The following is a 12573-nucleotide window of genomic DNA, read 5'->3' on the forward strand; positions in this document are numbered from 1 at the left end:
GCCGCCAGCGCCGTCGTCACCGGCACCGACGCGACCAGGCCGATGGACCCCACCAGGGTCCGTACGATCTCCTCGGCCACCAGCTCACTGGTGGCCACCGTCCCCACGCTCGACTCCGCGATCGTGAAGAGCAGCAGCAACGGCAGCGCCGCGCCCGCGTACGCCAGTACGAGCGTGTTGACCACCGACGCGATGTGGTCGCGTCCGATCCGGATCCCGGCCCGGTAGAGCGCGCGCGGCCCCATGGTCGGATCCGCCTGACGCAGCTCCCACACCGCCGACGTCTGGGTGACCGTCACATCGTCGAGCACACCGAGCGATCCGATGATGACGCCCGCCAGCAGCAGACCGCTCATGTCGATCTCCGGGAACAGCCCGTGGATCAGCCCGGTGTTGTCGTCGGTGTTGCCCGTCAGGCTCGCCCAGCCGATGAACAGCGAGCCCAGCAGCCCGATCAGCAGCAGCGAGATCAGCGTGCCGAGGACGGCCACCGACGTACGGGCCGTCAGACCGTGGCACAGATACAGCGCGATCAGCATGATGGCGCTCGCCCCGACGATCGCGACGATCAGCGGATTCGAACCCTGAAGGATCGCCGGCAGGATGAACAGCGTCAGTACGGCGAACGAGATGACCAGCGCGATCAGAGCCATCAGCCCGCGCAGCCGCCCCACCAGAATCACCGCCAGCGCGAAGATCCCGGCCAGCACCGCCATCGGCACCGTGCGGTCCACGTCCGTGACCGAGTACTGCAGATCCCGGGGCGCGTCAGGGGCATAGGCCACCACGACCCCCTGTTTCACGTGAAACTGCCGGGGCGCGTCCGGCTGGACGACCTCGACGAACCGGCGCCCCTTGTCCTTGCCGGTCTTCACCTCGACCGTCGCCTTCACACAGTCCCCGGTCTGGGCGCGCTGCGCCTCACGCCCCTCCGGCGTCGTGGTGTCGCCCGTCGGCGGGACCTGGGCGGCGTTCACGTCCTTGCAGTCGACCTTCTCGATCTTCACCACCTCGCCCTGCTGGGTCTGCCGGTCGAAGCCGACACCGGTGCGTTCGTGCGCCGGGGCGCCGCCGGGCCAGAGCACGGCAAGACCGACAACGACCGCCGTCGCAAAGGGGATCAGCACCGCGGCGATGACCTTGCGCAGGTGCTGGGAGACCGGCGCGGCCGGCCCGTGGCTGTGCGAGTGGCCGTGCGGATCGGGGGTCTGCTGGGATGAGGTCACCGACCGATCATCGCAAGAACGACGGAGGCCCTCTGTTCAGCACGCCCGGCATGGCGTTAGCGTGGTGGTGCCTTTACACACGCGGGAGCTCGGAGCACCGGGCTGAGAGGGCGCTGACTGTGGAGTTCCGGGGCTTCCCCGGATCCCTGAGCTGCGTCGACCGCCGAACCTGTTACCGGGTAATGCCGGCGTAGGGAGTAGGTCTCCATGACCGTTCAGGACACACACACGTCTGCCTCCGACCCCACGGGCGAGGACAGGCCCATCGGCTGGCACAAGGGGTACGTGGCGGGTTCCCGCCCCGATCTCCGGGTGCCGGTCCGTCAGGTGCACCTCACCAACGGCAACGACGTGACGCTGTACGACACATCGGGGCCGTACACCGACCCCACCGTCGAGACCGACGTACGGCGCGGGCTCGCACCGCTCCGGGAGAACTGGATCATCGGCCGCGGCGACACCGAGGAGTACGCGGGCCGCCCCGTCCGCCCCGAGGACGACGGCCTCAAGCACACCTCACCGCGCGGCGGACTGCGCAATCTGGACGCGGTCTTCCCCGGCCGCCCGCGCCAGCCGCGCCGGGGCCGCCCCGGGCAGGCGGTGACCCAACTCGCGTACGCCAGGCGCGGGGACATCACCCCGGAGATGGAGTACGTCGCCATCAGGGAGAACGTCGCGCCCGAGGTCGTACGCGACGAGATCGCCGCGGGCCGCGCCGTACTGCCGGCCAACGTCAACCATCCCGAGATCGAGCCGATGATCATCGGCAAGCGGTTCCTGGTGAAGGTCAACGCCAACATCGGGAACTCTGCGGTCACTTCCTCCATCGAGGAGGAGGTGGACAAGATGACTTGGGCCACCAAGTGGGGCGCCGACACGGTCATGGACCTGTCCACCGGCCGCAACATCCACACCACCCGCGAGTGGGTGCTGCGCAACTCCCCCGTCCCCATCGGCACCGTGCCGCTCTACCAGGCGCTGGAGAAGGTCGACGGCAAGGCCGAGGAGCTGACCTGGGAGATCTACAAGGACACGGTGATCGAACAGGCCGAGCAGGGCGTCGACTACATGACCGTCCACGCGGGGGTGCTGCTGCGGTACGTGCCGCTGACGGCCCGCCGCAAGACCGGCATCGTCTCGCGCGGCGGCTCGATCATGGCCGCGTGGTGTCTGGCGCACCATCAGGAGTCGTTCCTGTACGAGAACTTCGAGGAGCTGTGCGACATCCTCGCGGCGTACGACGTGACGTACTCCCTCGGCGACGGCCTGCGCCCCGGCTCGATCGCCGACGCCAACGACGAGGCGCAGTTCGCCGAACTGCGGACGCTGGGTGAGCTGAACACCATCGCCAAGCGGCACAACGTGCAGACCATGATCGAGGGGCCGGGCCATGTCCCGATGCACAAGATCAAGGAGAACATCGACCTCCAGCAGGAGATCTGCGAGGAGGCGCCGTTCTACACGCTCGGCCCGCTGACGACGGACGTCGCCCCGGCGTACGACCACATCACCTCCGGCATCGGCGCGGCGATGATCGCCTGGTGGGGAACGGCGATGCTCTGCTACGTGACGCCCAAGGAGCACCTGGGCCTGCCGAACCGCGACGACGTGAAGACCGGTGTCATCACCTACAAGATCGCGGCACACGCGGCGGATCTGGCCAAGGGGCATCCGGGGGCGCAGGAATGGGACGACGCGCTGTCGGACGCCCGGTTCGAATTCCGCTGGGAGGACCAGTTCAATCTGGCGCTCGATCCGGACACGGCGCGTGAATTCCACGACGAGACACTGCCGGCCGAGCCCGCGAAGACCGCGCATTTCTGCTCGATGTGCGGACCGAAGTTCTGCTCGATGAAGATCTCGCACGACATCCGGCGTGACCACGGCGGTTCGCAGGACGAGATCGAGGCGGGTATGGCGGCCAAGTCGAAGGAATTCGCGGCGAGCGGCAACCGGGTGTATCTGCCGCTGGCAGACTGACGCGTCGACTGTGTGGTGGGGGCCGGTGAGGCTCCCACCACCGTCAAGGTCCGAGTGGTCCCGGCGGGACTGGCCGGAAGTCGTCGCCCGGGGCGCGTGCCGTGCCCGCGTGGCTCATTCCGGCCGGTGCTCGGGGCCGCCGTAGTCGGGGCTGGAGAAGTCCGGGCTGGAGAACGTCGGGCGCTGGCCCGTCGACGCGCCGTCGCCGGGGCTGGAGAAGTTCGGGCGGCTGTAGCCCATCTTGGGCAGATGCTGCGCCGGCCGGGCCTTCGGCGCGGGCTCCACGTCGGGCGCGGCCAGGGCCTCCCGCAGGAACGGCAGAATGCCGCGTTCCAGCACGGCCACGCGCCACGCCTCGCGGGCCCGTGACACCTCGTCGGGCCACGAGCCGTCCGTCTCACCCGCCGGGACCTGGGTCGACGCGTTGCGCAGGGCCGTGATCAACAGCCCGGCCCCAGCGACGGCGAGGCCGACGGCCGTGACGGCGCAGAAGAACCAGCCGACGGTCAGCAGCGTGCCGGCGAAGGCGGGCGCCGGGCTGAGCAGCCGCAGCAGCGAGCCGACGAGCAGGAAGACCACGGCCGCCGCACCCGCCAGGGCCGGCACCAGGACGGCGACGACGGCGGCGAGACCCGCACCGGTCTCACCCGGCCCGTCCGCCGCCGGAGTCAGTACGGAGTCGCCCAACGGGGCGTCGGCCGGGGTACGGAACTCCTCCCGGACCTTGGCGAAGTGCTCGTACTCGGGCGCCGCCATGGCGGCTATCGCGGACATCGCGCCCAGAGCCATCGTGCGCAGTTGTTCGGTGTTGAGCCGCCGTCCGACATCGGCCAGACCCGGACGGTCGTGCGCATGGCGCAGCGTCTCGTCGAGAATCCGCTCGAAATCGGCGCGATCCTCGTTCAGCAGATGCGGAGCGCTGTTCATGTGCATCCCCCGATGCTCCGTAGGGCCGGATTGTCCGCTCGGAGCGGACGATGGGCGAAAACGGAGGAGAGCCTGCTACGGATGAGCCGATGGTAGAGCGGTTAAGGCACGGGGTGACAGGGGGTTCACCGAAAACACCTGCCCCCACTCTGTTCAGTTATGCAACGGGAGCTGTACGACCAGAAGCTTTCCGGCCATGGTCACTCCGCCGTCCATGGCGATGGCCAGCCCGTCCGCGTACACGTGCGGGCCGTCGACCACCGGTCCGGAGTCCTCCTCGCCGTCCGAGGCGTCCTCGGTGCCGACCTCGCCGAGCAGATACGGAATCGGGCTGTGGCCGTGGACGATACGTCCGCCGCCGTACGCGGCCATCAGTTCCCTGGCCGCCTCCGGGCCGCCGCCGTCACGGAACGCGAAGCGCTTGGTGAGCTTGCGGAAGATGTCCCAGCACTCGTCGGCGTCGTTGCGGGTGAGGATGGCGCGGACGTTGTCGTTGACGTCCTCGATCGTGGTGCCGTAGTCGAGATACGCGGTCGTGTCGGAGTGCATCAGCAGATGCCCGTCCTCCTCGACCAGGGCGTCGAGCCGGGACATCCACTGGAGGTGGACGTCCTGGAGGCGCTCCATGTCCGTCTTCTGACCGCCGTTCAGCAGCCAGGCGGCCTGGAAGGTGGCGGTGCCCGCCCCCGAGTTGACGGGGGTGTCGCCGAAGCGCCTGGCGCCGAGCAGCAGCAGTTCGTGATTGCCCATCAGGGCCTTGCAGTAGCCGCCGGCGGCGGCGGCCTCGGCGGAGAGCCGCATGACCAGGTCGATGACGCCGACACCGTCGGGGCCCCGGTCGGTGAAGTCGCCGAGGAACCACAGGCGGGTGTTGCCGGCGGCCCAGCTGCCCGCCTCGTCGATGAGGCCCTGTTCGGCGAGGGCGGCGACGAGTTCGTCGAGATAGCCGTGGACGTCGCCGACGACGTAGAGGGGGCCGAGACCGTCCGGGGCGGCCGGGCTCTCGGCCGGCTCGACCAGGACCCGCGCGGTGTCGGCGCGGCTGATGACCGGGAGGTCGCGCTCGGTGGGGGTGTAGCCCTCCGGGATCTCGTCGTGCGGGAGGGCGTTACCCGGGTGCACGGAGGGCGTGGCGTCGGCGACGGGCGCCGCGACGGGCTCCACGGGCGCGACGGGCGCCGCCAGTTCGGGCGCGGCCGGTGCGGTGGCCATGGCCGGGGCGCCGGGGAGCGTACCGACGAAGCTGCGCGGATCGATGCTGGGCGTGATGCTCAGGCGGCCCGGGGAGCTGTTCTGCTCGGCCAGCAGCGGCACCGCCGCCGTCACGGACACCACCGCGACCGCCTGCGGCGCGGACCCGCCGGGCTGCCCCGACTCACCGCCCGGCACCGCCTGTTCGGGCGGCGCGGGAACCTGTGTGTACGGCGGTACCCGGAAATCGCGCAACGTCGCCGTCCGCACCACGGGTCCCTGACCGGTCCCGGCCCCCTGCGTCATCGACCCCTCCACCACCGTCGCGCCTGGCGTACACCTCTCGGGCCCGCCTGGCCGGGCGGGGACATCCCCACCGGAGGTAGGGGTAGGTCCTCGGTGTCGTGCGCCCATCATAGGAATGCAGCCACCCCTGTGTGACGCACCAGGGGTGGTCAATCCGATTCCACCCACGTTTCATCGGCCGTTTTCACACGGATCACCCGAATTGCTCCCTCCGGATCCCGTTCGTGTCGCTCGCACTCGGACTCGGACGGGAGCCGGCGGCGGCACCACGGGGCCGGGCCGGACCGGCCCCGGCGTCAGTCCCTGGCGGGAGACCGCGGAGCGCTCACCGTGGTGCGGGGCGGGCGCCGTTGGGAGGAGGTCCGCACGATCAGCTCCGTGGGTATCACCTGCTCCACGGGCCGCCCGGTGTCGATCCCCTCGATGGCGTCGATGAGGAGCTGTACGACGGCGGTGCCGATACGGCGCGGCTTGAGCGACAGCGTGGTGATGGGCGGTTCTGTGGTCGCGTACACGGTGGACTCGCTGCAGCACACCAGCAGCAGGTCCTCGGGCACCCGCAGGCCGTACCGCCGCGCGGCGGCGAGCAGGTCGGTGCCGTTGGGGTCGAAGAGCCCGTACACCGCGTCGGGCCGGTCCGGTCTGGCGAGGAGCCGGTCGGCGGCGACGGCCCCGGCGCAGGGGTCGTGCGCGGGGTAGGACTCGTAGACCGGGTCCTGTCCGACCCGCTCGCACCAGCGCAGATAGGCGGTGGTGGAGAGCCGGGTGTACGTGTCGGTCGTGGTCCCGGTGAGCAGCCCGATCCGGCGGGCGCCGGCCGCGGCGAGATGGTCGAGCAGGTCGAGTACGGCGGCCTCGTGGTCGTTGTCGACCCAGGCGGTGACGGGGAGGGTGCCGGCCGGGCGGCCGTCGGAGACGACGGGCAGGCCCTGGCGGACGAGTTCGGTGACGACCGGGTCGTGGTCGGAGGGGTCGACGACGACGGTGCCGTCGAGTGCGACGTTCGACCAGACGTCGTGGCGGGAGGTGGCGGGGAGGATGACGAGGGCGTAGCCGCGGGCGAGCGCCGCGGAGGTCGCGGCCCGGGCCATCTCGGCGAAGTAGGCGAATTCGGTGAAGGTGAAAGGTTCATCCCCGTACGTGGTCACGGTCAGGCCGATCAGTCCTGACTTGCCCGTACGGAGGGTTCGGGCCGCCGCGGATGGGCGGTAGCCCAGCCGCTCGGCGACTTCTCGGACATGGCGGCGTGTGGCGTCGGGTAAGCGTCCCTTGCCGTTGAGCGCGTCGGAGACGGTCGTGATGGAGACACCGGCTGCGGCGGCCACGTCCCGGATGCCCGCCCGACCTTGCCGGCTGCCCCGGCGGGTTGTGTCCGTCCGGCTCACCTGGTGTTTCCCTGCTGGTGTCATGGCGAGCCGATAGTAGGGCTCATCAAGGTGGTAAGGCCGGTCGCATATTCACCTCCCAGGAGTCACGTTTCTGCATGATCAACAACGCTCAATCGGTATGGAAATCAAGGTCGTTGAGCGATTCGGTTGTTGTCTGTCAAGCGTGGAGCTGGATGGGCCTGGCGAGTGTCCGATGTTTCGAAGAGGTCTCAACTCACCCCCACGAGGGATGCGCGCCACGGAGTGAGCCACCGGCGCGCGCCAGGGTGGCAGGCGCTCCCCCTGTCAGGGCCCGGCTCCGGGCCCGTTCCCCGTTGCCTCGGCGGCTCCTTCGGAGGCTGGTGCCGGGACGGGTATTCGCAGGGCTCGGCAATCCTCTTAAGGTGAGCAGTATTGGCGCATCCGGATGAGGTGAGCCGATCATGTGTACGACTCCCGGAACACACGAGAACACCCAGAACGCCCGAGGAGGACCCGCGGTGAGCGAGACGAGCCCGAAGCTGCGCGCCGAGCTGGACGGCATTCCCACCTACAAGCCGGGCAAGGCGGCGGCGGCCGACGGGCCCGTCGCGTACAAGCTGTCGTCCAACGAGAACCCCTACCCGCCGCTGCCCGGCGTGATGGAGACCGTGCTGGCGTCGGCCGGCGCGTTCAACCGCTACCCCGACATGGCGTGCACCGGGCTGATGAGCGAGCTGGCCGACCGTTTCGGGGTGCCCGTCTCGCATCTCGCCACCGGCACCGGCTCCGTGGGCGTCGCCCAGCAGCTGCTTCAGGCCACCTCCGGGCCCGGCGACGAGGTGATCTACGCCTGGCGGTCCTTCGAGGCGTACCCGATCATCACGCAGATCTCGGGCGCCACGTCGGTGAAGGTGCCGCTGGACGCGGACGAGCGGCACGACCTGGACGCGATGGCGGACGCGATCACCGACCGGACTCGGATGATCTTCGTCTGCAACCCCAACAACCCCACCGGCACCGTGGTACGCCGGGCCGCGCTGGAACGGTTCCTCGACCGGGTGCCCAGCGATGTCCTGGTGGTGCTGGACGAGGCGTACCGCGAGTTCATCCGCGACACGGATGTCCCCGACGGGGTCGAGATCTACCGGGAGCGGCCCAACGTCGCCGTGCTGCGGACCTTCTCCAAGGCGTACGGCCTCGCGGGGCTGCGCGTCGGCTTCGCCATCGCCCACGAGCCGGTGGCCGCGGCGCTGCGCAAGACCGCCGTGCCCTTCGGTGTGAGCCAGATCGCACAGGACGCGGCGGTCGCCTCGCTGCGCGCCGAGGACGAACTGCTGGGGCGCGTGGGGTCGCTGGTCGGTGAACGCACCCGGGTGTACGACGCGCTGCGCGAGCAGGGCTGGACGGTGCCCGAGACGCACGCCAACTTCGTGTGGCTGCGGCTGGGGGAGCGTACGACGGACTTCGCGGCGGCGTGCGAGCGGGCGGGCGTGACGATCAGGCCGTTCGCTGGCGAGGGGGTGCGGGTGACGATCGGCGAGTACGAGGCGAACGACCTGTTCCTGCACACGGCGGAGTCGTTCCGCAAGGAGATCTGAGCTGGATCCGGGCGTGATCTGAGCGGCCCGTACCGGGCCCGTACAAGGTCAGTAGCGGGCCCGGGCAGGGCGTGCTCCGGCGCGCGGTCACGGCGGGATGTTCGAAGGGAACCCCCCCCCTTGAAGATCCGGTCGGGCCGTGCGCCATACTTTTGCTTGTGAATGTGAACGCGTTCACAAGCGCGTCCGTGTTTCCTGGCTCATCCCGTTCTGACCGGGACCAATAGGGCAAGCTGCAGCCCCCGGCAAGGGGCCCGTAAGGAGAAGGAGAGAGACATCGTGGACATCGCACTGGCCCCCGAGACTCTCGCGCGATGGCAGTTCGGCATCACCACCGTCTACCACTTCCTCTTCGTCCCCCTCACGATCTCCCTCGCCGCGCTGACCGCCGGCCTGGAGACCGCCTGGGTGCGGACGTCGAACCCGAAGTACCTCAAGGCGACGAAGTTCTGGGGCAAGCTCTTCCTGATCAACATCGCCATGGGTGTCGTCACCGGCATCGTGCAGGAGTTCCAGTTCGGCATGAACTGGTCGGACTACTCGCGCTTCGTGGGCGACGTCTTCGGCGCCCCGCTCGCCTTCGAGGCGCTGATCGCGTTCTTCTTCGAGTCCACCTTCATCGGCCTGTGGATCTTCGGCTGGGACAAGCTGCCCAAGAAGATCCACCTGGCCTGCATGTGGATGGTCTCGATCGGCACGATCCTCTCCGCGTACTTCATCCTGGCGGCCAACTCCTGGATGCAGCACCCGGTCGGCTACCGGATCAACGAGGAGCGCGGGCGGGCCGAGCTGACCGACTTCTGGGCCGTGCTGACGCAGAACACCGCGCTCGCCCAGTTCTTCCACACCATGACGGCGGCCTTCATGGTCGGCGGCGCGTTCATGGTCGGCATCTCCGCATTCCACCTCGCGCGACGCAAGAGCAAGAAGCACCGCGAGAACATCCCCGTCATGCGGTCCTCGCTGCGCCTGGGCCTCGTCACCCTCGTGACGGCCGGCCTGCTCACCGCCGTCAGCGGCGACACGCTCGGCAAGATCATGTACGAGCAGCAGCCGATGAAGATGGCCGCCGCCGAGGCACTGTGGGACGGCGAGGCGCCCGCGCCGTTCTCGCTCTTCGCCTACGGGGACGTGGACGAGGGGCACAACAAGGTCGCCCTGGAGATCCCCGGCCTGCTGTCCTTCCTCGCGCACAGCGACTTCGAGTCCTTCGTGCCCGGCATCAACGACGTCCAGAAGGCGGAGCAGGAGAAGTACGGGCCCGGCGACTACCGGCCCAACATCCCTCTCGCGTACTGGGGCTTCCGCTGGATGATCGGCTTCGGCATGGCGTCGCTGGGCATCGGCCTCCTCGGACTCTGGCTGACCCGGCGGAAGTTCCTGCTGCCGAAGGCCATGCGGACCGGCGAGGACGAGGTGCCGAATCTCGTGCTCTTCCGCAACAAGGCGCTCGGCCCGCGCTTCGCGCACATGTACTGGCTCGTCGCCCTGTGGACGATGCTCTTCCCGCTGATCGCCAACTCCTGGGGCTGGATCTTCACCGAGACCGGCCGGCAGCCCTGGGTGGTGTACGGGGTGCTGCGCACCGCCGACGCCGTCTCCCCCGGTACGTCGCAGGGCGAGGTGCTCACCTCGATGATCGTCTTCACCCTGCTCTACGCGGCGCTCGCCGTCGTCGAGGTCAAGCTGCTCGTGAAGTACGTCAAGGCGGGACCGCCCGACCTGACGGACGACGACCTGAACCCACCCACGAAGATCGGCGGCCACGACTCCGAGGACGCCGACCGCCCGATGGCCTTCTCGTACTGAGGACTTGAGGAGTTGATCTGAGTCATGGAACTCCACGACGTCTGGTTCGTGCTGATCGCCGTCCTGTGGACCGGCTACTTCTTCCTCGAAGGCTTCGACTTCGGGATCGGCGTCCTGACGAAGCTGCTCGCGCGCAACCGCAAGGAGCGCAGGGTCCTCATCAACACCATCGGACCCGTCTGGGACGGCAACGAGGTGTGGCTGCTGTCGGCCGGAGGCGCGACCTTCGCGGCGTTCCCCGAGTGGTACGCCACCCTCTTCTCCGGCTTCTATCTGCCGTTGCTGATCATCCTCGTCTGTCTGATCGTGCGCGGCGTCGCCTTCGAGTACCGCGCCAAGCGCCCCGAGGAGCGCTGGCAGCGCAACTGGGAGCACGCGATCTTCTGGACCTCGCTGCTGCCGGCGGTGCTGTGGGGCGTGGCCTTCGGGAACATCGTGCGCGGCGTGAAGATCGACGCGGAGATGGAGTACGTGGGCAACGTGGCCGACCTGCTCAACCCGTACGCGATCCTCGGCGGGCTCGTGACGCTGACGCTCTTCACCTTCCACGGAGCGGTGTTCGCGGCGCTCAAGACGGTGGGGGACATCCGGATGCGCGCGCGGAAGCAGGCGTTCGCCCTGGGGCTGCTCACCGCCGTGCTGGCGGCCGGCTTCCTGGGCTGGACCCAGGCCGACAGCGGTGACGGAGCGAGCCTGGGCACGCTGGTCGTCGCGGTGGTGGCGCTGGTCGGCGCGGTCGTGGCGATCAGGGCGGGGCGCGAGGGCTGGTCGTTCGCGCTGTCCGGGCTGACGATCGTGGCCGCGGTCGCGATGCTCTTCCTGACGCTGTTCCCGAACGTCATGCCGTCCTCGCTGAACCCGGCCTGGAGCCTGACGGTGACCAACGCGTCCTCGACGCCGTACACGCTGAAGATCATGACCTGGTGCGCGGGGATCGCGACGCCGGTGGTGCTGCTCTACCAGGGCTGGACGTACTGGGTCTTCCGCAAGCGCATCGGTACGCATCACATCGCGGACGCGCACTAGCTGACAGGGCGGGTGTTTCACGTGAAACCAATCGATCCGCGTCTGCTGCGGTACGCACGGGCCACCCGGCGCTTCCTGGTGGCGGTGGTGGTCCTGGGACTCGTCGGTGCGGGGCTGGTCGTGGCCCAGGCGATGATCATCGCCGAGGTGGTGGTGGGGGCGTTCGAGGGCGGGCTCGACGCCTCCGCCTCCGGGCTCCGTACGCCGCTGCTTCTGCTGGGCGCGGTCGCCGTCGGACGCGCGCTCGTCGCGTGGCTGACGGAACTGGCGGCGCACCGGGCGAGCGCGGCGGTCAAGTCCGAGCTGCGGGGGCGGCTGCTGGAGCGGGCCGCCGAGCTGGGGCCGGGATGGCTGAGCGGTCAGCGCACCGGCTCGCTCGTCGCGCTGGCCACGCGAGGGGTGGACGCGCTGGACGACTACTTCGCGCGCTATCTGCCGCAGCTCGGGCTCGCGGTGGTGGTGCCGGTGGCCGTACTGGCGCGGATCGTCACCGACGACTGGGTGTCGGCGGGTGTCATCGTGCTGACCCTGCCGCTGATCCCGCTCTTCATGGTGCTCATCGGGTGGGCCACGCAGTCACAGATGGACCGCCAGTGGCAGCTGCTGTCCCGGCTGTCGGGGCACTTCCTGGACGTGGTCGCCGGGCTGCCGACGCTGAAGGTCTTCGGTCGGGCGAAGGCGCAGGCGGAGTCGGTACGGGAGATCACCTCCGAGTACCGGCGGGCCACGCTCCGTACCCTGCGGATCGCCTTCCTGTCGTCCTTCGCGCTGGAGCTGCTGGCGACGCTGTCGGTGGCGCTGGTGGCCGTGGGGATCGGGATGCGGCTGGTCCACGGGGACCTGGACCTCTACACGGGTCTGGTGGTGCTGATCCTTGCCCCGGAGGCGTATCTGCCGCTGCGGCAGGTGGGCGCGCAGTACCACGCGGCGGCGGAGGGGTTGGCGGCGGCGGAGGAGATCTTCGCGGTGCTGGAGTCCGGGCCGTCCGATGCGCGCGGTGGCGCGGATGTGCCGGACTCACTCCGCCTGGAGCTGGAGGGAGTGACGGTCCGCCACGAAGGCCGTGCGGAACCGTCGCTGGACGCGGCCACGCTGGTGGTCGAGCCGGGGGAGACGGTCGCGCTGGTCGGCCCGAGCGGGTCCGGCAAGACGACGCTGCTC

9 protein-coding genes are annotated in these 12573 nt (G+C 69.5%); 5 read left to right on the forward strand and 4 right to left on the reverse strand.

Annotated elements, in window-relative coordinates; translation table 11 throughout:
• On the reverse strand, nucleotides 1–1226 hold a 1226-nt coding region (locus tag BHU15_RS28750; protein WP_069629838.1), incomplete at its 3' end, for a YibE/F family protein.
• A 207-nt stretch (nucleotides 1227–1433) separates the two neighbouring features.
• Here BHU15_RS28750 and thiC point away from each other — a divergent pair.
• Nucleotides 1434–3206, forward strand: a complete 1773-nt coding sequence (gene thiC / locus BHU15_RS28755) for a phosphomethylpyrimidine synthase ThiC (RefSeq protein ID WP_069629839.1) — start codon at nucleotides 1434–1436, stop codon at nucleotides 3204–3206.
• A 114-nt stretch (nucleotides 3207–3320) separates the two neighbouring features.
• Here thiC and BHU15_RS28760 read toward each other — a convergent pair whose 3' ends face one another.
• The 3 genes from BHU15_RS28760 to BHU15_RS28770 form a co-directional block, all read right to left on the reverse strand.
• Nucleotides 3321–4139 carry a hypothetical protein gene (locus BHU15_RS28760; protein WP_069629840.1) on the reverse strand — a complete coding sequence of 273 codons (819 nt, stop codon included), beginning with the start codon at nucleotides 4137–4139 and terminating at the stop codon, nucleotides 3321–3323.
• 147 nt (nucleotides 4140–4286) lie between these two features.
• Nucleotides 4287–5630 (reverse strand): metallophosphoesterase, encoded by a 1344-nt coding sequence (locus BHU15_RS28765; RefSeq protein WP_069629841.1) that lies wholly within the window; start codon nucleotides 5628–5630, stop codon nucleotides 4287–4289.
• A 296-nt stretch (nucleotides 5631–5926) separates the two neighbouring features.
• Complete coding sequence (locus tag BHU15_RS28770; RefSeq protein ID WP_031230698.1) at nucleotides 5927–7039, reverse strand: LacI family DNA-binding transcriptional regulator; 1113 nt, start codon at nucleotides 7037–7039, stop codon at nucleotides 5927–5929.
• Nucleotides 7040–7497: 458 nt separating this feature from the next.
• On the opposite strand from BHU15_RS28770, the gene hisC reads away from it, so the two are divergent.
• The 4 genes from hisC to cydD all read left to right on the forward strand — a co-directional run.
• Complete coding sequence (hisC, locus tag BHU15_RS28775; RefSeq protein ID WP_023540307.1) at nucleotides 7498–8577, forward strand: histidinol-phosphate transaminase; 1080 nt, start codon at nucleotides 7498–7500, stop codon at nucleotides 8575–8577.
• A gap of 279 nt (nucleotides 8578–8856) precedes the next feature.
• The gene (locus BHU15_RS28780; RefSeq protein WP_069629842.1) at nucleotides 8857–10386 is read left to right on the forward strand and encodes a cytochrome ubiquinol oxidase subunit I; all 1530 of its coding nucleotides are present in this window, start codon (nucleotides 8857–8859) and stop codon (nucleotides 10384–10386) included.
• A 24-nt stretch (nucleotides 10387–10410) separates the two neighbouring features.
• Entirely contained in the window at nucleotides 10411–11412 is a 1002-nt protein-coding gene (cydB, locus tag BHU15_RS28785) for a cytochrome d ubiquinol oxidase subunit II (RefSeq protein WP_069629843.1), read from the forward strand.
• A gap of 21 nt (nucleotides 11413–11433) precedes the next feature.
• On the forward strand, nucleotides 11434–12573 hold a 1140-nt coding region (gene cydD / locus BHU15_RS28790), incomplete at its 3' end, for a thiol reductant ABC exporter subunit CydD (RefSeq protein ID WP_069629844.1).

Source organism: Streptomyces niveus (assembly GCF_001723055.1).
Classification (GTDB): Bacteria; Actinomycetota; Actinomycetes; order Streptomycetales; family Streptomycetaceae; genus Streptomyces; species Streptomyces niveus.